The 26616-nt window shown below is 72.5% G+C and carries 20 protein-coding genes; 17 read left to right on the top strand and 3 right to left on the bottom strand.

The window, feature by feature from the left end; genetic code table 11:
- Positions 1 to 90: 90 nt before the first annotated feature.
- Positions 91 to 513, bottom strand: coding sequence for an RlpA-like double-psi beta-barrel domain-containing protein (locus AC27LF_RS03790; protein WP_479655859.1), 423 nt, complete (start codon positions 511 to 513; stop codon positions 91 to 93).
- A 641-nt stretch (positions 514 to 1154) separates the two neighbouring features.
- Between AC27LF_RS03790 and AC27LF_RS03785 the strand changes: the two genes are divergently transcribed.
- Both AC27LF_RS03785 and AC27LF_RS03780 read left to right on the top strand, forming a co-directional pair.
- On the top strand, positions 1155 to 2537 hold the full coding sequence (locus tag AC27LF_RS03785; RefSeq protein ID WP_479655860.1) for a nitrate/nitrite transporter: 1383 nt from the start codon (positions 1155 to 1157) through the stop codon (positions 2535 to 2537).
- A gap of 143 nt (positions 2538 to 2680) precedes the next feature.
- Positions 2681 to 3832 (top strand): uroporphyrinogen-III synthase, encoded by a 1152-nt coding sequence (locus AC27LF_RS03780; RefSeq protein WP_479655861.1) that lies wholly within the window; start codon positions 2681 to 2683, stop codon positions 3830 to 3832.
- Between the two features lie 45 nt (positions 3833 to 3877).
- Here the strand turns inward: AC27LF_RS03780 and AC27LF_RS03775 are convergent, their stop codons facing one another.
- A complete protein-coding gene (locus AC27LF_RS03775; RefSeq protein ID WP_479655862.1) occupies positions 3878 to 4384 on the bottom strand; it encodes an anthrone oxygenase family protein in 507 nt (168 codons plus the stop codon).
- 409 nt (positions 4385 to 4793) lie between these two features.
- Between AC27LF_RS03775 and AC27LF_RS03770 the strand changes: the two genes are divergently transcribed.
- The 6 genes from AC27LF_RS03770 (at position 4794) to AC27LF_RS03745 (ending at position 12337) form a co-directional block, all read left to right on the top strand.
- Positions 4794 to 5381, top strand: a complete 588-nt coding sequence (locus AC27LF_RS03770; protein ID WP_479655863.1) for a CGNR zinc finger domain-containing protein — start codon at positions 4794 to 4796, stop codon at positions 5379 to 5381.
- Between the two features lie 710 nt (positions 5382 to 6091).
- Positions 6092 to 6613, top strand: a complete 522-nt coding sequence (locus AC27LF_RS03765) for a sigma-70 family RNA polymerase sigma factor (RefSeq protein ID WP_010039908.1) — start codon at positions 6092 to 6094, stop codon at positions 6611 to 6613.
- Positions 6614 to 6672: 59 nt separating this feature from the next.
- On the top strand, positions 6673 to 7440 hold the full coding sequence (locus AC27LF_RS03760) for an anti-sigma factor family protein (RefSeq protein ID WP_404029605.1): 768 nt from the start codon (positions 6673 to 6675) through the stop codon (positions 7438 to 7440).
- A 117-nt stretch (positions 7441 to 7557) separates the two neighbouring features.
- Positions 7558 to 9993 carry a HelD family protein gene (locus tag AC27LF_RS03755; protein ID WP_479655864.1) on the top strand — a complete coding sequence of 812 codons (2436 nt, stop codon included), beginning with the start codon at positions 7558 to 7560 and terminating at the stop codon, positions 9991 to 9993.
- Positions 9994 to 10350: 357 nt separating this feature from the next.
- The gene (locus tag AC27LF_RS03750; RefSeq protein ID WP_479655865.1) at positions 10351 to 11766 is read left to right on the top strand and encodes an NAD-dependent malic enzyme; all 1416 of its coding nucleotides are present in this window, start codon (positions 10351 to 10353) and stop codon (positions 11764 to 11766) included.
- 289 nt (positions 11767 to 12055) lie between these two features.
- A complete protein-coding gene (locus tag AC27LF_RS03745; protein WP_351736298.1) occupies positions 12056 to 12337 on the top strand; it encodes an HU family DNA-binding protein in 282 nt (93 codons plus the stop codon).
- A gap of 306 nt (positions 12338 to 12643) precedes the next feature.
- On the opposite strand, the gene murA is transcribed toward AC27LF_RS03745, so the two are convergent.
- Positions 12644 to 13984 carry a UDP-N-acetylglucosamine 1-carboxyvinyltransferase gene (murA, locus tag AC27LF_RS03740; protein WP_479655866.1) on the bottom strand — a complete coding sequence of 447 codons (1341 nt, stop codon included), beginning with the start codon at positions 13982 to 13984 and terminating at the stop codon, positions 12644 to 12646.
- A 318-nt stretch (positions 13985 to 14302) separates the two neighbouring features.
- Here murA and AC27LF_RS03735 point away from each other — a divergent pair, with 318 nt between their 5' ends.
- The 9 genes from AC27LF_RS03735 to AC27LF_RS03695 all read left to right on the top strand — a co-directional run bounded on the left by AC27LF_RS03735 (position 14303) and on the right by AC27LF_RS03695 (position 26452).
- The gene (locus AC27LF_RS03735) at positions 14303 to 14875 is read left to right on the top strand and encodes a YqgE/AlgH family protein (RefSeq protein WP_479656170.1); all 573 of its coding nucleotides are present in this window, start codon (positions 14303 to 14305) and stop codon (positions 14873 to 14875) included.
- A 29-nt stretch (positions 14876 to 14904) separates the two neighbouring features.
- Positions 14905 to 15180 (top strand): DUF3039 domain-containing protein, encoded by a 276-nt coding sequence (locus AC27LF_RS03730; RefSeq protein ID WP_351736304.1) that lies wholly within the window; start codon positions 14905 to 14907, stop codon positions 15178 to 15180.
- A gap of 220 nt (positions 15181 to 15400) precedes the next feature.
- Positions 15401 to 16696 carry an extracellular solute-binding protein gene (locus tag AC27LF_RS03725; protein WP_479655867.1) on the top strand — a complete coding sequence of 432 codons (1296 nt, stop codon included), beginning with the start codon at positions 15401 to 15403 and terminating at the stop codon, positions 16694 to 16696.
- A 185-nt stretch (positions 16697 to 16881) separates the two neighbouring features.
- Positions 16882 to 17820 carry a carbohydrate ABC transporter permease gene (locus tag AC27LF_RS03720; protein ID WP_479655868.1) on the top strand — a complete coding sequence of 313 codons (939 nt, stop codon included), beginning with the start codon at positions 16882 to 16884 and terminating at the stop codon, positions 17818 to 17820.
- A 5-nt stretch (positions 17821 to 17825) separates the two neighbouring features.
- Positions 17826 to 18671 (top strand): carbohydrate ABC transporter permease, encoded by an 846-nt coding sequence (locus AC27LF_RS03715; protein ID WP_479655869.1) that lies wholly within the window; start codon positions 17826 to 17828, stop codon positions 18669 to 18671.
- Between the two features lies 1 nt (position 18672).
- The gene (locus AC27LF_RS03710) at positions 18673 to 20415 is read left to right on the top strand and encodes a beta-N-acetylhexosaminidase (protein ID WP_479655870.1); all 1743 of its coding nucleotides are present in this window, start codon (positions 18673 to 18675) and stop codon (positions 20413 to 20415) included.
- 957 nt (positions 20416 to 21372) lie between these two features.
- Positions 21373 to 22266, top strand: coding sequence for an FAD binding domain-containing protein (locus AC27LF_RS03705; protein ID WP_479655871.1), 894 nt, complete (start codon positions 21373 to 21375; stop codon positions 22264 to 22266).
- Positions 22263 to 24146: a (2Fe-2S)-binding protein gene (locus tag AC27LF_RS03700; RefSeq protein ID WP_479655872.1), complete on the top strand. Its 1884-nt coding sequence runs from the start codon at positions 22263 to 22265 to the stop codon at positions 24144 to 24146. The genes AC27LF_RS03705 and AC27LF_RS03700 overlap by 4 nt, the downstream gene beginning before the upstream one ends.
- Positions 24143 to 26452: a xanthine dehydrogenase family protein molybdopterin-binding subunit gene (locus AC27LF_RS03695; RefSeq protein ID WP_479655873.1), complete on the top strand. Its 2310-nt coding sequence runs from the start codon at positions 24143 to 24145 to the stop codon at positions 26450 to 26452. The genes AC27LF_RS03700 and AC27LF_RS03695 overlap by 4 nt, the downstream gene beginning before the upstream one ends.
- The last annotated feature ends 164 nt before the right edge of the window (positions 26453 to 26616 follow it).

Raw genomic sequence — 26616 nt, 5'->3', positions numbered from 1 at the left:
CTGCTCTTCTGATGCGACTGATGCGACTTGTGTGCCGCGTTGTGACGTGATTTCCGGGCCGGCTTCGGCCGGGGCTCGTGGAGCGACCGGTCACTCGTAGATGTAGACCGGCACCATGCCCGAGCTGAGGCTGCCGATCGCGGAGAAGGCGGCCGGGGTCAGGTCGAGGACTCTGTTGGTGCGGCAGGAGCCGTTGCAGCAGGTCGACTCGCCGCAGAAGCTCTTGGTGCGCGGGCCGCAGTCGGCGAGCGTGACGCACACCGTGGCGCCCGAGCACTGGTGGCGGACGTTCACGACGGCGCCGCAGCCGCGCCGCGGCATGTTCTCGCCGCACAGGTCGGGCCGGGTGATGTCCCAGCAGGCCGAGGAGAGGTTGGGCCAGGCCGCCATGTTCTTGGCGGACTGGCAGGTGCCGCAGGCGCCGGTTCCGGCGCTGCCGCACGAGCCCCAGGCGTTGCCGCAGCAGAACCAGGTCGCTTCGCCCGCCCAGAGCGAGGTCGATCCGCAGGCCATGTCTGTTCCCTTTCGAGTGGGCACGGGCCGTGAAGGAGGCGCGTGCGTGTCCTGTTCATGACAAACGAACGACCGGTAGAGGCCGCTCGGAACGCTGTGCTTCGTGGTCGCCGGAACAGCCGCCGGAACAGGCCGCGGCCCGCGTCTCGCGGGCGGCGGAGTCCGTCGCGTGCGGTGCCGTGCGACCGGGTGCGGTACGCGCTGTGCCGTAGGGCGTCGGATGGGACGGCGGTGCGGGCGGAGCGGGGAGCACAGCCATGATGCCGAGTTCTACGCGCGTCCGGAAGTGGGCGTGCGCGGCCAATCCGCTCGGGCCCGGCGGCGGCCGGGGCGCGGCCGGGCCACGCGGACCTCTCAGCGGGCCCGGCCGCAGGGTGAGAGCAACGTTCCCGGGCGGTCACCCGGCGCCACAGACCGGAAACGCGCCCTTCCTACCTTCGGGAGTCGGCAGCCGCCCGCCTTCGGGAGTCGGCAGCCGCCCGTCACCGCCGGGCACCACGCACCCCCCGCTCACCCCACCGAGCCCCCCAACCGCCCGACCCCCTGGCACCCGATCCCCGTAACAACCGATCCCCCCAGCAACTGATCCCGCAGCCCCTGAATCCCGTAACACCCGATCCCCGCAGCACCCTGGAGGCGTCATGACAGCCACTGGTACGGCCCCCGCACCGAGCGGTGGGCAAGGCCGCTGGATCCAGGACTGGGACCCCGAGGACGAGACCTTCTGGCGGACGACCGGCGAGCGGATCGCCCGGCGCAACCTGTACTTCTCCGTGCTCTGCGAGCACATCGGCTTCTCGATCTGGACCCTGTGGTCCGTGCTGGTGCTCTTCATGGGCCCGGAGTACGGCCTGACCCCGGCCGACAAGTTCCTGCTGACGTCCGTGGTCACGCTGGTCGGCGCGGTCGTGCGGGTGCCGTACACCTTCGCCGTCGCGCTGTTCGGCGGGCGGAACTGGACGATCGTCTCCGCCGGCCTGCTGCTGGTCCCGACCATCGCCGCGTTCGCCGTGATGGAGCCGGGCACGTCCTTCGCCACCTTCCTGGGGATCGGCCTGCTGGCCGGCATCGGCGGCGGGAACTTCGCCTCCTCCATGACCAACATCAACGCCTTCTTCCCGCTGCGGCACAAGGGCTGGGCGCTCGGGCTCAACGCGGGCGGCGGAAACGTCGGCGTGCCCGTCATCCAGCTCGTCGCCCTCGCGATCATCGGGGCCGGCGGCGGGCCGCGGGTGCTGCTCGGGGTCTACATCCCGCTGATCGTCGTCGCGGCCGTCCTCGCCGCCGTCTTCATGGACAACCTCGCCACCGTGAAGAACGACACCGGGGCCGCCCGGGACGCCGCGAAGGACGGGCACACCTGGATCATGTCCTTCCTCTACGTCGGCACGTTCGGGTCGTTCATCGGCTACAGCTTCGCCTTCGGGCAGGTGCTGACCACCCAGTTCGGCCGTACGCCGCTACAGGCCGCCTACCTCACCTTCATCGGGCCGCTGCTCGGCTCGCTGGTACGGCCCCTGGGCGGCCGGCTCGCCGACCGGTACGGCGGCGCCCGCATCACCCTGTGGACCTATGTGGCCATGGCGGCGGCCACCGCCGTGCTCGTCGTCGCCAGTCTGCGGGAGTCGCTGGCGCTGTTCGTCGTCGTGTTCGTCGTCCTGTTCGCGGTCACCGGGCTCGGCAACGGCTCGACGTACAAGATGATCCCCGGCATCTTCCAGGCCAAGGCGCTGGCCGCGGGGCTGACCGGCGAGGAGGCCGCGCGCCACGGGCGGCGGCTGTCCGGGGCGTCCATGGGGCTCATCGGGGCGGTCGGCGCGCTCGGCGGGGTCGGCATCAACCTCGCCTTCCGGCAGTCGTTCCTCACCTCCGGCTCCGGCACCGGCGCGTTCGTCGCCTTCCTCGCCTTCTACGCCGTCTGCTTCGCGGTCACCTGGGCCGTATACCTTCGCCGGCCGTCCGCCGTGGCCGCGACCGAGGCGGCCACCGAGGCGAAACGGCAGCTCGGCTACGCCGAGGTGTGACGTAACACCGTCGACATCGAGCCGAACCGAGCCCGTCATGCGCCGTTGACAGGCTCGTTGGGTATACGGGTGCCGAATCGGTTGGACCAGCCGGATCGGCACCGCTGTCCGCTGTACGACGACTGGAGTGCGGGACGAGAGCCATGTACGACGAACAGCAGCGACCGGAACGCGGGCCCCTCGCGGGGTTCACCGTGGGCGTGACGGCCGCGCGCCGCGCCGACGAACTCGGGGCGCTGCTCCAGCGGCGCGGTGCCGTCGTCGTGCACGGGCCCGCCCTGCGCATCGTGCCCCTGGCCGACGACGGCGAACTGCTCGCCGCGACCAAGGAGATCATCGACCAGGCGCCCGACGTGGTGGTGGCCACCACCGCCATCGGCTTCCGCGGCTGGGTCGAGGCCGCCGACGGGTGGGGGCTCGGCGAGCCGCTGCTCGGGCGGCTGCGCGGCGTCGAACTGCTGGCGCGCGGGCCCAAGGTGAAGGGCGCGATCCGGGCCGCGGGGCTGACCGAGGAGTGGTCGCCGACCAGTGAGTCGATGGCCGAGGTCCTCGACCGGCTGCTGGAGGAGGGCGTGGCCGGGCGACGGGTCGCCGTGCAACTGCACGGGGAGCCGCTGCCCGGGTTCGTGGAGGCGCTGCGGGCCGGCGGAGCGGAGGTGCTTCCGGTGCCGGTGTACCGGTGGATGCCGCCGGAGGACATCGGCCCGGTGGACCGGTTGCTGGACGCGGCCCTGACCCGAGGACTGGACGCGCTCACCTTCACCAGCGCGCCCGCCGCCGCGTCGCTGCTGTCCCGGGCGGAGGAGCGGGGCCTGCTCGGCGAGTTGCTGGACGCCTTCCACCATGCCGTGCTGCCCGTGTGCGTCGGGCCGGTGACCGCGCTGCCGCTGGAGGCCCGCGGGGTGACCACCGTGCAGCCGGAACGCTTTCGGCTCGGGCCGCTCGTGCAGGTGCTGTGCCAGGAACTGCCGGGCCGGGCACGGGCGTTGCCGATCGCCGGGCACCGGGTGGAGATCCGGGGGCACGCGGTGCTGGTGGACGGGGAACTCCGGCCGGTGCCGCCGGCCGGGATGTCGCTGCTGCGGGTGCTGGCGCGGCGGCCGGGGTGGGTGGTCGCCCGGGCCGAACTGCTGCGGGCGCTGCCCGGCGCCGGGCGGGACGAGCACGCCGTGGAGACGGCGATGGCCCGGCTGCGTACGGCCCTGGGCACGCCCCGACTGATCCAGACGGTGGTCAAACGCGGCTACCGGCTGGCCCTGGACCCGGCGGCGGACGCGAAGTACGCCGACGGCTGACGGCTGTCGACCGCCCGCCCCGTGCCATCGGGGCGGGGCGTGCGGTCAGACCGGCCTCCGGTGCGCGTGGCCGTACAGCACGAGCGCACGCGTCAGGCAGGCCGTCGCCGCCGTCGACAGCAGCGCGCGGACCGCGTTCCACGCCACCCACGGGTCCTCGAAGCGGTCGCGCAGGGCGGCCGGGGTGCCCGCCGCCGCCAGGGCGTCGTTCAGGGGCACGTTGAAGGCGACCGTGACCAGGAAGGCGAGGGCGTAGGCCGCGAGGCCCGCCCGGGCCCAGCGGGCGGCCGGGGTGCGCCGCAGCTGCCACGCCGACACCGCCGTCAGCACGAGCGCCCCCATGAAGCTCAGGAAGAACACCGGGTTCTGGATCACCTCGTTGATGTTCCGCATGACCTCCACGAAGACGCGGTCGCCGCTGCGCCGCAGGGCCGGCATCACCGCGCACGCGAAGATGTAGAAGACGCCGGCGACCAGGCCCGTGGCGACCGTGGCCGCGCCCAGGACGACCCCCGCGCCGGTCCGCGGCGCCGCGCTGATGTTCGCTGTCATGCCCCCAGTCAACGCATCCGCCGTCCCCCCGCCCATGGCCGAGACGCGCACCCGCATACGCCCGGCTCGCAAGCCACGGACACCTGCGGGGCCTGGGCAGGCGGCCTGTAGCGGGTCTGCACCGGACTTGGGCAGGCGGTCTGTACGGGTTTGTTCCGGGTGTGGCCAGGCGGTCCGTGCCGGGCTGGTGCTGGGTGTGGGCAGGCGGTCCGTACGGGGCTTGTGCCCGGTGTGGGCCGGTGCCTCGGTGTTCCGGCGAGCCTGTGCGCCGGGTGGTGCCGGGCCGCCGGGACTCGCCCGTTTCGGGCGGTCCTTACCGGCCTCGGGTGGTGTGAGGGGTTCCGGGCGCGGAAGCGGGCAGGCACTGTGGGAGAGGGAACGGTTCCCTGCCCTAGGCGGTGACTGGCACATGGCACTGGGTACGGCCCCCTACGAGCCGCGGTTCCACGCCGGACGGAGCTGTCTTGACCTCCTCGCGACCGCGCACCCCGAGGAACGGCTGCACGCGGTGGAGCCGTTGCGGGCCTGGATCCTCGGCTCCGGACTCGTACCGCCGGGCACCCCCCTGGCCCACGCCGACCCGTCCTGGCTGGTCGGCTTCCGTGAACTGCGCGTGCATGTCGGCCAGTTGGTGCGCGGTGGTGTCACGGGGTACGGGCGGCCGTACGATCTCGCGCTCGCCCGAGTCAACGCTCTCGCACAGACCGCGCCCCCGGCGCCGCGCGCGGTGCGCCGCGGTGACGGCGCCCTCGCGCGGGAACTGGCCGGTCCGCCCGAGTGCGCGGCGCTGCTCGGGGCGCTCGCGCGGGACGCCGTGGAACTGCTCACCGACCCGGTGGCGTGGGCGGCCGTCCGGGAGTGCGAGGGGGACAACTGCCCCATCGTGTATCTGGACACCTCCCGTGGGCGGCGCAGGCGCTGGTGTTCCAGCGAGGTCTGCGGCAACCGGGAGCGGGTGGCCCGCCACCGCCGCCGAGCAGCCCTGCCCCGCACCTGACCCCACCCCCACACCAGCCACGCGCCAACCCCGTCCACCTGAGCCGACTTCACCCGACCCACGTACGGCATGTGTCAACCGCACCTCGACCCGGTCCGGCAGGGTGCCGCGTCCCAGTACGCGCATGCCGTGCCGCGGCCTCGTCCGGCTCGCGTGCAGTGTGTGCTGTGGCGTGCTTCAACCTCGCCCGGTCCACGGCCGGTGCGCGCTTACCGGGCCCCTGCCGTATCTCAACCGCGCCCCTTCACGTGGGGCGTGTGTCAGTCGCGTCCCAACCCCGCCCCCGTTCGCGTCCGGTGCGTGGCTGACGCACTCAACCCCGGGCCCGTTCCCCTCCGGTGTGGCTGCCGAGCCCAGCTCGGCCTCCGCTCGGCGCCAGGCGGGTTCGTTGTTCGCTCAACTTGGTCCAGTCGCAGGTCAGTCGGGGAAGTGATCTGCGTAACACGGGGTTTGTTCGCGTCAACCCTCGGGCAGCGCCAACTCCCCAGATGGCGTGTCGGAAATGTAAAGAAAACGCGGTGGGAATGTGCGCTCATGTCCCTCTCGTCGCGGCACACAGAGGAAAACCGTCACCCCACTTTGAACACGCCGCACTCCGCGTCCGTACCCGTGGTCGAGCGACCGACTGGGGGAACCCCCGGACATCGGAGGTGGGCGTGCGCAAGGATTCCGTCGTGGCCAATGAACGTGGATCGAGGGCCCGACATCGCATGTCCCAGCCCTCGGAGCCCGACGAGGAGCTGATGCGTGCGCTGTATCGCGAGCACGCGGGACCCCTCCTCGCCTATGTCCTCCGGCTGGTCGCCGGGGACCGGCAGCGCGCCGAGGACGTGGTGCAGGAGACGCTCATCCGTGCCTGGAAGAACGCCGGTCAGCTCAATCGAGCGACCGGATCGGTACGCCCCTGGCTGGTGACGGTCGCGCGCCGCATCGTCATCGACGGCCACCGCAGCCGGCAGGCCCGGCCGCAGGAGGTCGATCCGTCGCCGCTGGAGGTCATCCCCGCGGAGGACGAGATCGACAAGGCGCTGTGGCTGATGACGCTGTCTGACGCGCTCGACGACCTGACCCCGGCCCACCGGGAGGTGCTCGTCGAGACGTACTTCAAGGGGCGTACCGTCAATGAGGCGGCCGAGACACTGGGCATACCCAGCGGCACGGTCCGCTCACGGGTGTTCTACGCCCTGCGTTCGATGAAGCTGGCACTGGAGGAGCGGGGGGTGACGGCGTGATGAGTGGGTACGGGGGACTCAACGGATTCAGCACGGGTGGTCCGGGTATGTCTGGACCCATGACCCCCAGGCAGGGATCTCCGGCGCCCAACGAGCACGAGACGGTCGGCGCCTACGCGCTCGGCATCCTCGACGACGCCGAGGCGACGGCTTTCGAAGCCCACCTCGCGGGATGCGAATGGTGCGCGCAGCAGCTAGACGAGCTGGCCGGGATGGAGCCCATGCTGGCCGCGCTCGCGGACCTGCCGGGGGCCGGCACGCCCGCCATCGGGGAGTCGCTGTCCGCCAAGCCGAGCCCGCGGCTCGCGGAGAAGCTGGTCGACGAGGTCGCCGAGCGCCGGGCCCGCAAGCGGCGGCGGAGCTTCTACCTGGTCGCCGCGGCGGCCGCGCTGATCATCGGCGGTCCGCTGACCGCGCTGGCGGCGTCCGGCGGCTCGGACGGCGGCACCGGCACCGTGGCCGCGCCGCCCGCCCAGACCGCGTTCACCACCATGTCGGACAAGGTCACGGCGACCGACCCGAAGACGCACGTCACCGCGACGGTCGCGGTGGAGAAGAAGCTCTGGGGCACGGAGACCATCCTGCAGCTGAAGAACGTCCCGGGACCGGAGAAGTGCTCGCTGATCGCCGTCGGCAAGAACGGCGAGCGTGAGACGGTGACCTCCTGGTCCGTGCCGAACTGGGGCTACGGCCTGCCGGACGCCAAGACCGAGGAGGCCAAGAACCCCCTCTACGTCCGCGGCGGTGCGTCCCTGCAACCGGACGAGATCGACCACTTCGAGGTCATGACCTTCAGCGGCAAGAAGCTCGTCCAGATCGACGCGTGAGCCCGCCGGGCGTCGACGTGTGAGCCCGTCCGGCGGGATCCGCCGGACGGGCCGTAGCCTCCACGGGCCCCCTTCGCGTACGGTTGACGGCTGCCCAGCACGTCAGAAGGGGGCCCGGTGGCCGCTCAGGCTCAGCAATCCGCCGTCGGCTCGGTCCACGATTCGGTACGGGACCGAGAGATCGGCATCGAACAGGAACACCTGGACCGGGTGTACCGGCGGCTTGAGGAGAAGATCCACGAGGCCGAGTTCCTCATGGACGACGCGGCCCGGCGCGGCCAGGTCGGCACGCCGGGCGCGCTCGCCGAGCGCGACGCGCAGGTCTTCCGGGCCGGCATCCACCTCAACCGGCTGAACAACGAGTTCGAGGACTTCCTGTTCGGCCGGATCGACCTGCTCCTCGGCAAGGACGGCAAGAAGGGCCCCGACGGCGCCTACACCGCCGTCGAACCCGCCGAGGGCGCGGTGCGCGCCGACAACACCGCCGACATCGCAGAGACCCTGCACATCGGACGCATCGGTGTGCTGGACGAGGACTACGCGCCGCTGGTCATCGACTGGCGGGCCCCCGCGGCGGCCCCCTTCTACCGGGCCACCCCCGTCGACCCCGGACGGGTCGTGCGCCGCCGCGTCATCCGCTCCAAGGGGCGCCGGGTGCTGGGCGTCGAGGACGACCTCATGCGCCCCGAGCTGACCGCCTTCCTGGACGGCCGACGGCTGCCGGTGATCGGTGACGGCGCCCTGATGGCCGCGCTGGGCCAGGCCCGCGGCCACACCATGCGGGACATCGTCTCCTCCATCCAGGCCGAGCAGGACCTGGTCATCCGCGCCCCCGCCGGCTCGGTGACGTATGTGGAGGGCGGGCCCGGCACGGGCAAGACGGCGGTCGCGCTGCACCGTGCGGCCTATCTCCTCTACCAGGACCGGCGCCGCTACGCGGGCGGCATCCTGATCGTCTCGCCGACCCCGCTGCTGGTGGCGTACACCGAGGGCGTGCTGCCCTCGCTCGGCGAGGAGGGTCAGGTCGCGATCCGGGCGATCGGCTCGCTCGTCGACGGCGCGGAGGCCACGCTGTACGACGCGCCGTCGGTGGCGCGGGCGAAGGGGTCGTACCGGATGCTGAAGGTGCTGCGGAAGGCGGCACGCGGGGCGCTGGAGCCGGGTCCTGCCGGCGCCGCGGCACCGTCCGCCGGACAGCTCGCCCTCGGCGAGGACGACGACACCGACGGCCGCCCGCAGGCACCCTCGGGGACGCCCGGCCGGCTCCGTGTCGTCGCCTTCGGGCGGCGGCTGGAGCTGGGCGCCGCCGAACTGGACCGCATCCGCCGCACCGCGCTCGGCGGCACCGCCCCCGTGAACCTGCTGCGCCCGCGCGCCCGCAGGCTGCTCCTGGACGCCCTGTACGAGCAGTCCGGCGCCGCCGCCCGGCACACCGACGCGGAGCTGGCCGCCGAGCTGCGCGCCTCGTTCGACGAGGACGTCACCGGGGAGGACGCCTTCATCGCCTTCCTTGAGGCGTGGTGGCCCGAGCTGACCCCGAAGGCCGTCCTGGACGCGATGGCCGACGAGCGCAGACTCGGCCGCTGGGCCCGCCGCATCCTCAACCCGGGCGAGATCCGCAAGGTGGCCCGCTCCCTGAAGCGGGACGGGTACTCCGTGCACGACATCGCGATGCTCGACGAGCTCCAGGCGATCCTCGGCACCCCGGCCCGCCCCCGCAAGAAGCGCGAACTGGACCCGCTGGACCAGCTCACCGGCCTGGAGGAGCTGATGCCGGCGCGCGAGGAGTCACAGCGGGAGCGGGCCGAGCGGCTGGCGCAGGAGCGCACCGAGTACGCGCACGTCATCGTCGACGAGGCGCAGGACCTCACGCCCATGCAGTGGCGGATGGTCGGCCGGCGCGGGCGGCACGCCAGCTGGACGGTCGTCGGGGATCCGGCCCAGTCCTCCTGGTCCGACCCGGACGAGGCGGCCGAGGCACGCGACGAGGCCCTGGGCGCCCGCCTGCCCGGCTCGCACCAGCGGCCCGGCGGTGGCGGGGCGGCGGCGGGCCGCTCCGCGCGCGCCCGGCGCTTCCGGCTCACCGTGAACTACCGCAACCCCTCCGAGATCGCCGACCTGGCGGCAAAGGTGCTGGCCCTGGCGATGCCGGGCTCCGAGTCCCCGATCGCGGTGCGCTCCACCGGGGTCGAGCCGCGCTTCACCGTGCTGGGGGACTCCCTGGAGAAGACCGTGCGTGCGGAGGCCGAGCGGCTGCTCGGTCTCGTGGACGGCACGGTCGGCGTCGTCGTCGCCATGAACCGGCGCGCGGAGGCCGCGCGCTGGCTGGCCGGGCTCGGCGACCGGGTGGTGGCGCTCGGCAGCCTGGAGGCCAAGGGCCTGGAGTACGACGCGACGGTCGTGGTCTGCCCGGCGGAGATCGCCGACGAGAGCCCGGCCGGCCTGCGGGTGCTGTACGTCGCGCTGACCCGCGCCACCCAGCAGCTGACGGTCGTCTCCGGGGACCGGGACGAGCCGGACGCGGCCGGGATGCCGGATCTCCTGCGGGACTGAACGCGCGATGAACTCTCCGGACGGGAATGGCTGTACGGGATCCGTTTGTTAGCCTGGGTGTGACACCGGCTCGATCCAAGCCCCCGGGCCCAACCTTCGTCGCTACGAGCGACCACTTGCCGCGAGGCGAGCATGGCGGGTCGGTGTCATGAACGGTGGAGAGGCCCACGTCTCATCGGGACGTGGGCCTCTTTCCTTGCCCGGTCACCTCTCGTATGGTGAAAGTTATTTTCCGAAATTGAGGCGTGTCCGTGAACAAAACGTCCGCAACCCGGGGCGGCTACCACGTACTCGGGGGTAGGTGCGACGATCGGACGGCACAACTTCGCGACACGGTGAAAGCAGAGGAAGTCGGCCATGGCAACGGCGCCCAGCGTCTCCTACTCGATGACCATCCGGCTGGAGGTGCCCGCGAGCGGAACCGCCGTCTCGCAGCTCACCACCGCGGTGGAATCCTCCGGAGGCTCGGTGACCGGCCTCGACGTCACCGCGTCCGGCCACGAGAAGCTTCGTATCGACGTCACCATCGCGGCCACCTCGACCGGGCACGCCGACGAGATCGTGGAGAAGCTGCGCGGCATCGAGGGCGTCACGCTCGGCAAGGTCTCCGACCGTACGTTCCTCATGCACCTCGGCGGCAAGATCGAGATGCAGTCCAAGCACCCCATCCGCAACCGTGACGACCTGTCCATGGTCTACACGCCCGGGGTGGCCCGGGTCTGCATGGCGATCGCCGAGAACCCGGAGGACGCCCGCCGGCTCACCATCAAACGCAACTCCGTTGCGGTTGTGACGGACGGCTCCGCGGTACTGGGCCTCGGCAACATCGGCCCGAAGGCCGCGCTGCCCGTCATGGAGGGCAAGGCGGCCCTGTTCAAGCGGTTCGCCGGCATCGACGCCTGGCCGCTGTGCCTGGACACCCAGGACACCGACCAGATCGTCGAGATCGTCAAGGCGATCGCCCCCGGCTTCGCCGGCATCAACCTGGAGGACATCTCCGCGCCCCGCTGCTTCGAGATCGAGGCCAGGCTGCGCGAGGCCCTTGACATCCCCGTCTTCCACGACGACCAGCACGGCACCGCGATCGTCGTCCTCGCGGCGCTGACCAACGCGCTGCGCGTGGTGGGCAAGGCGATCGAGAACGTCCGCGTCGTCATGTCCGGGGCCGGCGCGGCGGGCACGGCCATCCTCAAGCTGCTGCTCGCCGCGGGCGTCAAGAACGCCGTCGTCGCCGACATCCACGGCGTCGTGCACGCCGGCCGCGAGGACCTGGTGGCCGCGCCCACCGACTCGCCGCTGCGCTGGATCGCCGACAACACCAACCCCGAGGGCCTCACCGGCACCCTGAAGGAGGCCGTGCGCGACGCGGACGTCTTCATCGGCGTCTCCGCCCCGAACGTGCTCGACGGCGACGACGTGGCGGCCATGGCGGGCGGTGCGATCGTGTTCGCGCTCGCGAATCCTGACCCCGAGGTCGACCCGGCAATCGCCCGTCAGACGGCAGCAGTTGTGGCCACCGGCCGCTCCGACTTCCCGAACCAGATCAACAACGTGCTGGTCTTCCCGGGCGTCTTCCGCGGCCTGCTGGACGCCCAGTCCCACACCGTCAACACGGAGATGATGCTGGCCGCGGCGCAGGCGCTGGCCGACGTGGTCACCGAGGACGAACTGAACCCGAACTACATCGTGCCGAGCGTCTTCAACGACAAGGTCGCGGGCGCGGTGGCCGGCGCCGTGCGGGACGCGGCCAGGGCGGCCGCGGGCGCGATGTAGCGCCTCGTACCGTAGTGTGCAAGGCGTGACGATCGACATGGCGGCCTCGCACCGGCGCGTCGCGGAAGCTCCTGACGCCGGGCGCCCTCTAGGGTGACGGCCGAGCAGGCGCTTTTCGGGTGACTCCCTAGGGTGTTCTCATGACTCCTACGGGTGCCGGATTGGCTTTCCCGCCGCAGGTGGGGGCAGGATGCGTCCCTGGGCGCGAGCGCATCGGCTTCGCTGTGCCTGATCTGCGGCTCCGCCGCATGGCACGCCCCAACAGCAAGAAGAACACGGGAGTAACAACATGAATCGCAGTGAGCTGGTGGCCGCGCTGGCCGACCGCGCCGAAGTGACCCGCAAGGACGCCGACGCCGTTCTGGCCGCGTTCGCCGAGGTCGTCGGTGACGTCGTCTCCAAGGGCGACGAGAAGGTCACCATCCCCGGCTTCCTGACCTTCGAGCGCACCCACCGGGCCGCTCGCACCGCCCGCAACCCGCAGACCGGCGAGCCCATCAACATCCCCGCCGGCTACAGCGTGAAGGTCTCCGCGGGCAGCAAGCTCAAGGAATCGGCCAAGGGCAAGTAAGCGCTCCGCTTCGAGCGGTGGTCCACGGGAGCGTCGTTCGGCTGGTGCGCCGTGGGTGACTGCGGGACGGTTGTGGCTGGTCGCGCAGTTCCCCGCGCCCCTTCGGGGCGCGTCCGCTGCGGGTGCGGACGTCGATAAATGGGGCGGCCTCCTTCGTCGGGGGCCGCCCATTTTCGTGGGTTCCCGCGCTCCTTCGGGGCGCGGGTGGCCAAGCAGGTTCAGTGACGTCCGCTGCGGTGCGGAGCGGCCGGCCATGACGGTGCCGTGGACGAACGACGGCACAGCGCGGCATGTCCAGCGGAGCGCTCAGGCGAGGGCCTTGCCGGGGAGTTCCACCTTCGCGCCGAGGTCGACGAGTTTTTCCATGAAGTTCTCGTAGCCGCGGTTGATGAGCTCGATGCCGTGCACCCGGGACGTGCCCTGCGCGGCCAGCGCGGCGATCAGATACGAGAAGCCGCCCCGCAGGTCCGGGATGACGAGATCGGCGCCCTGGAGCCGGGTGGGGCCCGAGACGACCGCGGAGTGCAGGAAGTTGCGCTGCCCGAACCGGCAGTCGGAACCGCCCAGGCACTCACGGTAGAGCTGGATGTGCGCGCCCATCTGGTTCAGTGCGGAGGTGAAGCCCAGCCGGGACTCGTAGACCGTCTCGTGGATGATGGACAGGCCCGTCGCCTGGGTGAGCGCCACCACGAGCGGCTGCTGCCAGTCGGTCTGGAAGCCCGGGTGCACGTCCGTCTCCAGCGCGATCGACTTCAGCTGGCCGCCGGGATGCCAGAAGCGGATGCCCTCGTCGTCGATCTCGAAGGCGCCGCCCACCTTCCGGTAGGTGTTCAGGAAGGTCATCATCGAGCGCTGCTGTGCGCCGTGGACATAGATGTTGCCCTCGGTCGCGAGCGCCGCCGACGCCCAGGACGCGGCCTCCAGCCGGTCCGGAAGGGCCCGGTGGGCGTAGCCGTCGAGCTTGTCCACACCCGTGATGCGGATGGTGCGGTCGGTGTCCATCGCGATGATCGCGCCCATCTTCTGCAGGACGCAGATCAGGTCCTCGATCTCCGGTTCGACGGCCGCGTTGGACAACTCCGTGACGCCTTCGGCGAGTACGGCCGTCAGCAGCACCTGCTCGGTCGCGCCCACGGACGGGTACGGCAGCCGGATCTTCGTGCCGCGCAGCCCCTTGGGCGCCTCCAGGTACTGGCCGTCCGCGCGTTTCTCGATGACCGCGCCGAACTGCCGCAGCACGTCGAAGTGGAAGTCGATGGGCCGGCCGCCGATGTCACAGCCGCCCAGGCCCGGGATGAACGCGTGCCCCAGCCGGTGCAGCAGCGGACCGCAGAACAGGATCGGAATGCGCGAGGAGCCCGCGTGGGCATCGATGTCAGCGACGTTCGCGCTCTCCACATGCGTCGGATCCAGCACCAGCTCGCCGGGTTCGTCACCCGGACGCACCGTCACCCCGTGCAACTGGAGCAGCCCGCGGACGACCCGCACGTCCCGGATGTCCGGCACGTTGCGCAGCCGGCTCGGCGCACTGCCCAGCAGGGCGGCGACCATGGCCTTCGGCACGAGGTTCTTCGCACCGCGGACACGGATCTCGCCCTCCAGCGGGGTTCCGCCGTGGACAAGGAGGACATCGTCGTTGACGGTCATGTAACTCGCGTTCCGTGGAGGGGGCAGGGCCAGAGGAGACAGAGTAATCGCCGTGAGCCCCCCTCCCGTAAGCCCAAGGGGCGCCCAGTCACGTCATAGCTGTGTCACAACACGAACCGTTTCCCGGCGGGCACATGGCGTCACCGGCAGCGGCGGTCGCCGGGCGTGCGCCGCCCGGAACCGGGGGCCCCGCGCCGCCGTCCGGGAACGCGCTCCCACCAGGCCCGGGCTCCGCCCCGCCGGTGAAACCCGGCCGCATTCACCCGCGTACCCCCGTTGGCTCCCCACTCGGCGGGAAGATGCGGGATCATGTCTGGCATGACCGAGGTGTCCTCGCTCACAGGGCGGTTGCTCGTGGCAACGCCCGCCCTGGCGGACCCGAACTTCGACCGCGCGGTGGTGCTCCTTCTCGACCACGACGAGGAGGGCTCCCTCGGTGTCGTCCTCAACCGTCCGACCCCGGTGGACGTGGGCGACATCCTGGAGGGCTGGGCCGCCTTCGCCGGCGAGCCCGGGGTGGTCTTCCAGGGCGGGCCGGTCTCGCTGGACTCGGCGCTCGGTGTCGCGGTCATCCCCGGGGGAGCGTCCGGCGACCGTGCCCCGCTGGGCTGGCGCCGGGTGCACGGCTCGATCGGCCTCGTCGACCTGGAGGCCCCGCCCGAACTGCTGGCCTCGGCCCTCGGCTCGCTGCGGATCTTCGCCGGATACGCCGGCTGGGGCCCCGGGCAACTGGAGGACGAGCTGGTGGAGGGCGCCTGGTACGTCGTGGAGTCCGAGCCCGGTGACGTCTCCTCGCCCTCCCCGGAGCGGCTGTGGCGCGAGGTGCTGCGCCGTCAGCGCGGCGAGCTGGCGATGGTGGCCACGTATCCGGACGACCCGTCTCTCAACTGATGGGTGCGGGCTTCAGTACCCTGGCTGGTATGAGCACTCTTGAGCCCGAGCGCGGGACTGGTACGGGGACCCTCGTAGAGCCGACGCCACAGGTGTCCCACGGCGACGGTGACCACGAGCGCTTCGCCCATTACGTCCAGAAGGACAAGATCATGGCGAGCGCCCTGGACGGCACCCCCGTCGTGGCGCTGTGCGGCAAGGTGTGGGTGCCGGGCCGCGATCCGAAGAAGTATCCCGTGTGTCCCATGTGCAAGGAGATCTACGAGTCCATGGGCAGCGGCGGTGACGAGGGCGACGGCAAGTAACCGGCCTTCCGCCGGCTGATACCCCGCGAGGTCTCCGGGTGCGCTTTGGCGTGCTCCGGGGGCCTTTGTCATGTCCGGGCGGTGGGGAAGTGGCGTCGGCCGGGTCACAGATTGGTTCAGACCTCTTGTCGGCATGTTCATGTAGTTCATAGCCTCCCTGTGTTGTGCAGAGCGAAACCGTCATTGCATATGCTGCAACGCACTTCCGGAGGGTCACTCCATGAAGCTGTCCGCACGTCTCGCCCCCGCACTGCTGACCGCCCTGGTCCTCACCGCCTGCGCCCCGCAGTCCTCCTCCAACTCCGCCTCCGACGAGGACGCCAAGAGCGGCACCCTGCGCGTGTGGCTCTTCCAGGAGGTCGGCAACCAGCCGAAGGAGAAGGTCGTCGACGCCGTCACGGCGGACTTCGAGAAGGCCCACGAGGGGGTGAAGGTCGACGTCGAGTACATCCCCGTCGAGACCCGCGCCCAGCGCGTCAAAGCCGCCTTCAACGATCCGAAGTCCGCGCCGGACGTCATGGAGTACGGCAACACCGACACCGCCGGCTACGTCCGCGACGGCGGACTCCTCGACGTCACCCGGGAGTTCGGCGCCTGGAGTGAGGCCGACGACGCCGACCCGACCGCCCGGCAGTCGGTCACCGTGGACGACAAGGTCTACGGCGCGCCCTTCTACGTCGGCGTGCGCGCCCTGTACTACCGCACCGACGTCTTCGAGGACCTGGGCCTCCACGTGCCGAAGACGATGGCCGAACTGGCCACCACGGCCCGCGCGATCCGGGCGGCCGAGCCGGACCTGTACGGCCTGGCCGTCGGCGGCGCCTACACGTACGGCGCGCTGCCCTTCGTATGGGCGGGCGGCGGCGAACTCGCCACCGGCAAGGGCGGCTCGTACGCCTCCGCGATCGACGGCGCGGCCGCGCAGAAGGGCATCAGGGCCTACACGTCCCTGTTCTCCGACGACAACTGTCCCGCCGCCAAGTGCGCCGGCATGACCGGCAACGACACGGTGACCGCGTTCGCGGCCGGCAAGGCGGGCATGGTGATCGGCGGCGACTTCAGCCACGCGGCCGTCGAGGCCGGGAAGGTCAAGGGCAAGTACGCGGTGGTGCCGCTGCCCGGGGTGACGCCCGGATCGGTCGCCCCCGCGTTCGCGGGCGGCAACAACATCGGCGTGCTGAAGAGCACGACGCACCGCACGCTGGCCGTCGACCTGATGGAGCGGCTGGCGTCGAAGAAGACGCAGTCCGCGCTGTTCGACGCGATGGGCTTCCTGCCGACGTTCACCGACGTGCGCGACCAGGCCGCCGCGCGGCAGCCGTTCGTGAAGCCCTTCGTGCGGACGCTGTCCGCCGGCACCAAGTTCGTCCCGGCGTCCCCCGCCTGGTCCCAGATCGACTCCTCCCTGGTCCTGCCGACCATGTTCCAGGAGGTCATCAGCGGCAAGAAGACCGTGCCGGCGGCCTCCAAGGACGCGGCGGCCAAGATGAACACCGCGTTCGGCTCGGCCGGATGAGCCCCGTCCACAGCCGCACCCCCGAGGGCGGCCGGGATCTCGGGAAAGGGGGCGCTACGAGCGGTGGCGCCTCTCCGGGCGCCGGTGACGCACGCCAACGGGTGCGGTCCCACGGCGACTTCCGCGCCCGTACCCGGAACGAAGCCGTCGGCGTGGCGGTGGGTGAGACGGGGGGTGTGGGACGGGTGCCGGCGGGGGAGGGTGCGGCCCGGCGGCGGCCGTACGGCAGGGGATCGCGGCGGGCCCGTGGGGCGAGCGGCTGGACACCCTGGCTGTATCTCGCGCCCGCCCTCGCGGTCCTCGGCGGCCTGCTGGTCTATCCCATCTACCAGTTGGGCCTGATCTCGTTCTTCCGCTACACCCAGGCCCAGGTCAGCGGCGGCGAACCGACCACCTTCGAGGGGTTCGGCAACTACGCGGAACTCTTCGGCGACGGCCAGTTCTGGCAGGTGCTGCTCGCCACGCTCGTCTTCGCCGCGGCCTGCGTCGGCGCCACCCTCGCCGTCGGCTGCGCCCTCGCCGTCCTGCTCACACGCGTACGGGCCGTGCCCCGGCTGGCACTGATGCTGGCCGCGCTGGGCGCGTGGGCGACACCGGCGGTGACCGGCTCTACCGTGTGGCTGTTCCTGTTCGACCCGGACTTCGGCCCGGTCAACCGGCTCCTGGGGCTGGGCGACCACTCGTGGACGTACGGCCGCTACAGCGCCTTCCTCCTCGTCCTCCTCGAAGTCGTCTGGTGTTCCTTCCCGTTCGTGATGGTCACCGTCTACGCCGGGATCCGCGCCGTGCCCGCCGAGGTCCTGGAGGCCGCCGCCCTCGACGGCGCCTCGCAGTGGCGGATCTGGCGGTCCGTGCTCGCCCCGATGCTCCGGCCGATCCTCACGGTCGTCACCATCCAGTCGGTCATCTGGGACTTCAAGGTGTTCACCCAGATCTACGTCATGACCAACGGCGGCGGCATCGCGGGCCAGAACCTGGTCCTGAACGTGTACGCCTACCAGAAGGCGTTCGCTTCCTCGCAGTACGGACTCGGCTCGGCGATCGGCGTCGTGATGCTGCTGATCCTGCTCGCCGTGACCCTCGGCTACCTGCGATCGCTGCGCCGGCAGGGGGAGGAGCTGTGAGTCTCGTGAATCTTGTGCGCGGCTTTCCGCGACGGCCCGGCCGCGCGATGGCCGAGGCGACGGCGCTCCTCGTCGCCGCGGTGGTCGCCTTCCCGCTGTACTGGATGGTGCTCAGCGCCTTCAAACCGGCCGGCGAGATCGAGTCGGACGAGCCACGGCCATGGACCCTGACGCCGTCCCTGGACGCTTTCCGACGGGTCTTCGGGCAGCAGGAATTCGGCCGTTACTTCCTCAACAGCCTCGTCGTGGCGTGCACGGTCGTGATCGCCTCGGCGCTGATCGCGTTTCTCGCGGCGACCGCCGTGACCCGATTCCGTTTCCGCTTCCGGACCACCTTGCTGATCATGTTCCTGGTGGCCCAGACGGTGCCTGTGGAAGCCCTCACGATCCCCTTGTTCTTCCTCATGCGGGACCTCGGCCAACTGAACACGCTCGGCTCGCTGATCCTGCCGCACATCGCCTTCTCGCTGCCCTTCGCGATCTGGATGCTGAGGGGCTTCGTGAAAGCGGTGCCCGAGGCCCTGGAGGAGGCCGCGTACATCGACGGGGCGAGCCGTACGCGATTCCTGTGGCAGATCCTTTTCCCGCTCGTCTTCCCGGGTCTGGTGGCCACCAGCGTCTTTTCCTTCATCTCGGCCTGGAACGACTTCCTGTTCGCCAAGTCCTTCATCATCAGCGACACTTCGCAGTCCACCCTGCCGATGGCCCTGCTGGTCTTCTACAAGCCCGACGAGCCGGACTGGGGCGGGGTCATGGCGGCCTCCACGGTGATGACGATTCCGGTGCTGATCTTCTTCGTACTCGTACAGCGACGGCTGGTCTCAGGACTGGGCGGAGCGGTTAAGGAGTGACGTGACTTCGACGACGACGGAACTGATCCCGGCGCCCCTGACGGCGGGGAAACCGGCCGCGAGCGCGGGGAATCCGGGCGCGAGCGCGGGGAATCCGGGCGCCGGCGCCGACTTCGTGCTCGACGCGAGCACGGTGATCGACGCCGGCCCCGGCACCGAGCGCACCGCCCGCTGGCTGCGCGGTGCGCTGGGGGCCGCGACGGGGTTCGCGCTGCCACCCGGATCCGGCGACGGCGGCGGTGCCGTCCGGCTGCGGATCAGGCCCGAGGAGGCGGCCCGGCTCGGCCCGGAGGGCTACACACTGCACGTCGACGGTGACGCCGTCACCGTGCACGGCGGCGGCCCGGCCGGTGTGTTCTGGGGCGCGCAGACGCTGCGTCAACTGCTCGGCCCCGACGCCTTCCGGCGCGCCCCGCTCGCCCCCGGCCGCCGCTGGACGGTGCCCGGCATCGCCGTCGAGGACGCCCCGCGGTTCCGCTGGCGCGGTCTCATGCTCGACGTGGCCCGGCACTTCACGCCCAAGGAAGGCGTCCTGCGGTACCTGGACCTGATGGCCGCGCACAAACTCAATGTCTTCCACTTCCATCTGACGGACGACCAGGGATGGCGGGTGGAGATCAAGCGGTACCCCAAGCTGACCGAGACCGGGGCCTGGCGGGCACGGACGAAATTCGGTCACCGCGCCTCACCGCTGTGGGAGGAGAAGCCACACGGTGGCCACTACACCCAGGACGACATCCGGGAGATCGTGGCCTACGCGGCCGAGCGGCATATCGCCGTCGTACCGGAAATCGACATGCCGGGCCACTCGCAGGCCGCCATCGCCGCGTACCCGGAACTCGGCAACACCGACGTCATCGACACCACCGCCCTCTCCGTCTGGGACACCTGGGGGATCTCTCCGAACGTACTCGCCCCCACTGACACCACCCTGCGGTTCTACGAGGGGGTGTTCGAGGAACTGCTGGAACTCTTCCCCGCCGACGCCACCGAGTTCCCCGCGGACTCGGCCGCCCCGCCGTACCCGGCGTTCTCGGCGTTCATTCACGTCGGCGGCGACGAATGCCCCAAGGACCAGTGGCGGCGCTCGCCGGCCGCGCAGGCCCGCATCAAGGAACTCGGGCTGGCCGACGAGGACGCGTTGCAGTCCTGGTTCATCCGGCACTTCGACCGCTGGCTCACCGCGCGCGGGCGCCGGCTCATCGGCTGGGACGAGATCCTGGAGGGCGGGCTCGCCGAGGGCGCGGCCGTGGCGTCCTGGCGCGGCTACCAGGGCGGGATCGCCGCCGCGCGCGCCGGTCACGACGTCGTCATGTGCCCCGAACAGCACGTCTACCTCGACCACCGGCAGGCCGCAGGACCGGACGAACCCGTACCGATCGGCTTCGTCCGCACCCTGGAGGACGTCTACCGTTTCGAGCCCGTTCCCCCGGAGTTGGACGCGGGGCAGGCCGGCCATGTGCTGGGCACCCAGGCCAACCTGTGGACCGAGGTGATGGAGAACCACGCGCGCGTGGACTACCAGGCGTTCCCCAGGCTGGCCGCCTTCGCCGAAGTGGCCTGGAGCCGCCTGCCCGCCCCGGCGGAGCGGGACTTCGCCGGTTTCGAGCGCCGGATGGCCGCCCACTACCGGCGGCTCGACGCCCTGGGCGTCGACTACCGGCCGCCGTCCGGACCCCGCCCCTGGCAACGCCGCCCCGGCGTCCCGGGCCGCCCCCTCGACGGACCACCCCCGAACCGATAACCCCGCCGCCGGCCCACCCACCCCACGCCCGGTCGCGTGCCACCCGCCCACGCGCCCGGGCACCGACGCACCCTGCTCCCGCGGCCGGTTACCTGCGGCGCCCGCTCACGCGGCCGGTGGCCTGCGGCGCCTGCTTTCGCGGCCGGGTGCCTGCGCTGCCTGTGTTCTCGTGTTGCCTGCTCCCGTCGGCGTTTTGCCGCGCGGCCCGCTCTCGTGGTGCGCGCTGCTCTAGGGGTTTGCCGCACGGCCTGCTGCTGCCTGGCCCGCCGTCGCGGCTGCCTGCCCTCCCGCCCGGTGGCCCGCACTGCCCGCCCCGCGGCCGGTTGCTCGCACGGCCGGTCGCCCGCGCGGTTCGCTCTCGTCCGGCCCGCCCCTGTCGGCGGCTTGCCGCCGTGGCCCGTTCTCGCCCCGCCTGCTGCCGTGCGGCCCGCTCCCGTCGGCGGTTTGCCGCACGGCCTGCTGCTGCGTGGCCCGCCGCCGCGGCTGCCTGCCCTCGTGCCCGGTGGCCCGCACTGCCCGCCCGCGGCCGGTCGCTCGCACGGCCGGTCGCCCGCACGGCCCGCATTCGTCCCGCCCGCCCCTGTCGGCGGCTTGCCGCCGTGCCCCGGTCTCGCGCTGCTCGCTGCCGTGCGGCCCGCTGCCGTCGGCGGTTTGCCGCCCCGCTCGCTGCCGTGCCGCCCTCTCCCGTTGGTGGATTCTCGGCGTGGCGCGCTCGTGTGGTCCGAACACGTGCTGGAAAAAGACCTCAAGGGTCACCGAAGAGTGTCATTCGTCGCGCACCGGTGAGGGCGGTTGAAAACGGGCCATCTCCCCAGCGAGGCGGGCGAATGCCTCCTAGCGGACCCCCGCGTTCGGGCCTTGCGAAGATGTGCCAGAGTTGCCACGTCCGCCCTGTCAGCACGTACCGTACGGCAACACAGGTGGGACCAGGTGGGGCAGCGGGAAGGGGCAGCCGGTTTGACCACGCACGCACCGCAGGCGGCGCAGGCCGTCACCCTGCCCACGACGCTGGACGAGGCCGTGGCGGCGCTCACCGCCATGCCGGCCGCCGTCCCCGTGGCGGGCGGCACCGACCTCATGGCCGCCGTCAACTCCGGTCAGCTCAGGCCCGCCGCCCTGGTGGGCCTCGGCCGGATCAGCGAGATCCGCGGCTGGCAGTACCAGGACGGCCACGCGCTCCTCGGCGCCGGACTCACGCACGCGCGCATGGGCCGCCCGGACTTCGCGGCCCTGATCCCGGCGCTCGCCGCCGCCGCGCGCGCCGCCGGCCCGCCGCACATCCGCAACGCCGGCACCCTGGGCGGCAACATCGCCTCGGCCGCGCCCACGGGCGACGCGCTGCCGGTCCTCGCCGCCCTGGAGGCGACGCTGGTCATCGCGGGCCCCCAGGGGGCGCGCCGGGAGATCCCGGTCTCGCATCTGCTGGCCGGCGTGGAGATGCTCCGCGGAGGCGAACTCATCGGCTACGTACGCGTGCCGCTGCTGCACGCCCCGCAGGTCTTCCTGAAGGCGACCGGACGCACGGGGCCCGGCCGGGCCGCCGCTTCCGTGGCGCTCGTCCTCGACCCCGCACGGCGCGGAGTGCGGTGCGCCGTGGGCGCCATAGCGCCGATGCCGCTGCGGCCCCTGGAGGCCGAGCAGTGGGTGGCCCGGCTCATCGACTGGGACAACGACCGCGCGATCGTGCCCGAGGCGCTGCAAGCCTTCGGGGAGTATGTCGCCGCGGCCTGCATCCCCGACCCGGCCCCCGAGCAGGACGGCTCCGTACCGCAGCTGCCGCCCGCCGTACTGCACCTGCGGCGCACCGTCGCCGCGCTGGCCCGACGAGCACTGGGGAGGGCGCTGTCGTGACCGACGACCAGCACGGAGAGAACCCGGCCCAGGAGCGCGGCCGCTGGGACCCGCTGCCCCAGGGCGACTACGACGACGGCGCCACCGCCTTCGTGAAGCTGCCCGAGGGGGGCATCGACGCGCTGCTGTCCTCGGACAGCCCGCTCGCCGCGCCCGGCCACGGCTATGTGCCGCCGCAGATAGCGGCGGCAGCCGCCGGGGACGGCACCGACCCGGCGGGCACCGGCGGCTGGTCGCTGCCGGCCGACGGCGCGCAGTGGCCCGACCCGAACGCCGTGCCCCCGCAGCCGGGCGCCGGCGACCGGTTCACGTACCCGCCCGCGGCCACCCAGCACTGGACCTATGAGGAGCCGGCGGCGCCGGCCGCCGGCCAGGACGTGACCGGGCAGTGGTCCATCCCCGTCGCCGGGGGTGATCTTCCGGACGAATCGGGCGAGTTCAGCGCGTCTTCCCTCGTCGAGCAGTGGGGCGGCACGCCGCCCGCCACCCTGCCCGGCGGCGCCCCCGCGCCCTGGGCGACGGAGACCGCGGGACAGCCCTGGGGGCAGCAGGCGGCACCGCCCGGACGGCCGGCGGCGCCCCCGGCCGCGGCCGGACGGCCGGACGGGGGCGCGCCGCCCGCCGCTCCGCAGCGGTTCGCGCCCGCCGAGCCCTACCAGGACGCCCCGGCAGGACCGGGCGAGGCGGCCCCGGCCCCTGACGGCCCGGCAGATCACGCCCCCGCGGGTCACGCTCCCGCGAACCACCCGGCGGACCGCACCGCGTCGGGACACGGCACGGCCGGACACGGCACGGCCGGACACAGCACGGCCGGACACGGCACGGCGGTCCGGCCCGGCGACGGCCACGAGCCCGTGGCCGAACACGCCGCTCCCCAGGCCCCGCCCGAGGCCGACGCGCCGGTCACCCAGGAGACCGCGCCCCTCGCCCATGAGACCGCTCCGGTCGCCCACGAGACGGCCCCCGTCGCTCCCGGGACCGCGCCCGCCCACGAGACGAACGGGACCGCTGCCGACCCTGAGGCCGCCGGGCCCCCCGCGGACCACGAGACCGCCGGGAGCAGCGGGACGCCGGGGACCGCCGACGGCGACGAGGAAGGCCCTGAAGGGGCCGCTGAGCCCCCGGCGGGGCCCGAGGCGACCGGCGACGCCCCGACCGGTCCGCACGGCCCGCAGCCGCCCGCCACGCCCGACGGCCCCGCCGCCCCGGCCGAGGGGGCCGCGGACGCCCCGCCGCCCCCGCACGACGACCACCCCCTCGCCTCGTACGTCCTGCGCGTCAACGGCACCGACCGCCCCGTCACCGACGCCTGGATCGGCGAGTCGCTGCTGTACGTGCTGCGCGAGCGGCTCGGGCTCGCCGGCGCCAAGGACGGCTGCTCGCAGGGCGAGTGCGGCGCCTGCAACGTCCAGGTGGACGGGCGTCTCGTCGCCTCCTGCCTGGTGCCCGCGGTCACCGCGGCCGGCAGCGAGGTCCGCACCGTGGAGGGGCTTGCCGTCGACGGCCGGCCCTCCGACGTCCAGCGGGCGCTCGCCCGACGCGGCGCCGTGCAGTGCGGATTCTGCGTCCCCGGCATGGCGATGACTGTGCACGACCTGCTGGAGGGCAACCCGGCGCCCACCGAACTGGAGGCGCGCCAGGCCCTGTGCGGCAACCTGTGCCGCTGCTCCGGCTACCGGGGCGTCCTGGACGCCGTCCAGGAGGTCGTCGCCGAACGCGAGGCGCACAGCGCGGCGGACGCCGAACAGGACGCGGACGGGGCACGTATTCCGCACCAGGCGGGCCCGGGCGCCGGCGGCGTCCGCTCCTCGGCGTTCGAGACGCAGCACGGTCCGGGACCGCACGACCAGCCCTACGGCCAGGACGGAGGCCAGGCGTGAGCAACGAAGCCGGCACCGCGACCACGGTCCCGGAGGCGGCCGACGCCCCCGAACAACTGCCGCACGGCCTCGGCGCGTCCCTGCCGTCGGCCGACGCCCGCGCCAAGACCGAGGGCACCTTCCCGTACGCGGCCGACCTGTGGGCCGAGGGCCTGCTGTGGGCGGCCGTGCTGCGCTCCCCGCACGCGCACGCGCGCATCGTCTCCATCGACACCTCCCACGCGCGCGAGATGCCCGGCGTACGGGCCGTCATCACCCACGAGGACGTGCCCGGCACCCCGCGGCACGGCCGGGGCACCCCCGACCGCCCGGTGTTCGCCTCCGAGGTGGTACGGCACCACGGCGAGCCCATCGCGGCCGTCGCCGCCGACCACCCCGACACCGCGCGGATGGCCGCCGCCGCCGTCATCGTCGAGTACGAGACCCTTGACCCGGTCACCGACCCCGAGCAGGCGTTCGAGGCCGAGCCCCTGCACCCCGACGGCAACCTGATCCGGCACATCCCGCTGCGCCACGGCGACCCGGACGCGGCCGGCGAGGTCGTCGTCGAGGGCCAGTACCGCATCGGCCGCCAGGACCCCGCGCCCATCGGCGCCGAGGCGGGCCTCGCGGTGCCACGCCCCGACGGCGGCGTCGAGCTGTACCTGGCCTCCACCGACCCGCACACCGACCGCAACACCGCCGCCGCCTGCTACGGCCTGTCCCCGGACCGGGTGAAGATCGTCGTCACCGGTGTCCCCGGGGCCACCGCCGACCGCGAGGACCAGGGCTTCCAGCTCCCGCTCGGCCTGCTCGCCCTGAAGACGGGCTGCCCGGTGAAGCTGACCGCGACCCGCGAGGAGTCCTTCCTGGGCCACGCCCACCGGCACCCCACGCTGCTGCGCTACCGCCACCACGCGGACGCCGAGGGCAGGCTGGTGAAGGTCGAGGCGCAGATCCTGCTCGACGCGGGCGCGTACGCCGACACCTCGTCCGAGGCGCTGGCCGCCGCCGTCTCCTTCGCCTGCGGCCCCTACGTCGTGCCGAACGCCTTCATCGAGGGCTGGGCCGTGCGCACCAACAACCCGCCCTCCGGGCATGTGCGCGGCGAGGGCGCGATGCAGGTGTGCGCCGCCTACGAGGCGCAGATGGACAAGCTCGCGAAGAAACTCGGCCTCGACCCTGCGGAGCTGCGGCTGCGCAACACGCTCGCCACCGGGGACGTGCTGCCCATCGGCCAGACGGTGACCTGTCCGGCACCGGTCGCCGAACTCCTCCAGGCCGTACGGGACTTCCCGCTGCCCGCGCTCCCCAAGGACACCCCCGAGGAGGACTGGCTGCTGCCCGGCGGCCCCGAGGGCGCGGGCGAGCCGGGCGCGGTGCGCCGGGGCGTCGGCTACGGCCTCGGCATGGTCCACATGCTCGGCGCCGAGGGCGCCGACGAGGTCTCCACGGCGACCGTCAAGGTCCAGGACGGGGTGGCGACCGTGCTGTGCGCGGCGGTGGAGACCGGCCAGGGCTTCACCACGCTCGCCCGGCAGATCGTCCAGGAGACCCTGGGCATCGACGAGGTCCACGTGGCGCCCGTCGACACCGACCAGCCCCCGGCCGGCGCGGGCTCCCGCGGCCGGCACACCTGGGTCTCCGGCGGCGCCGTGGAGCGCGCGGCGAAGATGGTCCGCACCCAGCTCCTCCAGCCGCTGGCGCACAAGTTCGGGATGTCGACCGAACTGCTCCAGATCACCGACGGCAAGATCACCTCGTACGACGGTGTGCTGTCGACCACCGTCACGGAGGCGATGGACGGCAAGGAACTGTGGGCCACCGCCCAGTGCCGCCCGCACCCCACCGAGCCGCTGGACGCCTCCGGGCAGGGCGACGCCTTCGTGGGCCTCGCGTTCTGCGCCGTGCGCGCGGTGGTGGACGTCGACATCGAACTCGGTTCCGTGCGGGTCGTGGAGCTGGCCGTCGCGCAGGACGTGGGCCGCGTGCTCAACCCGGCGCAGCTGACCGCCCGGATCGAGGCGGGCGTCACCCAGGGCGTCGGCATCGCGCTCACCGAGAACCTGCGCACGCCCCGCGGCCTGATCCGCCACCCCGACCTCACCGGATACGCGCTGCCCACGGCCCTGGACACACCGGACATCAAGATCGTCAAGCTGGTCGAGGAGCGGGACGTGGTCGCTCCGTTCGGCGCGAAGTCGGTCAGCGCGGTCCCGGTGGTCACCTCCCCGGCGGCCGTCGCCTCCGCCGTACGCGCCGCGACCGGCCGGCCGGTCAACCGCCTGCCGATCCGCCCGCAGGCCGCGGTGGTCACGGACCGGTGAGCACGCCCGAGGCGTCCCGGGGGCACGGGCGCGCGGGGCCGCGGTCCATGACCGGTGCGCGTGAGGCGGCTCGGGCTGGTGCGGGCGAGGCGATCCCGGCCGGTGCGGGCGATCTGGGCTGGTGCGGGCGGCTCCGGCTGGTGCGGGCGATCACGGCTGGTGCA

Source organism: Streptomyces diversicolor, assembly GCF_057537855.1.
The sequence above is the reverse complement of the archived record's forward strand: the minus strand, read 5'-3'. Positions and strand labels throughout refer to the sequence as shown.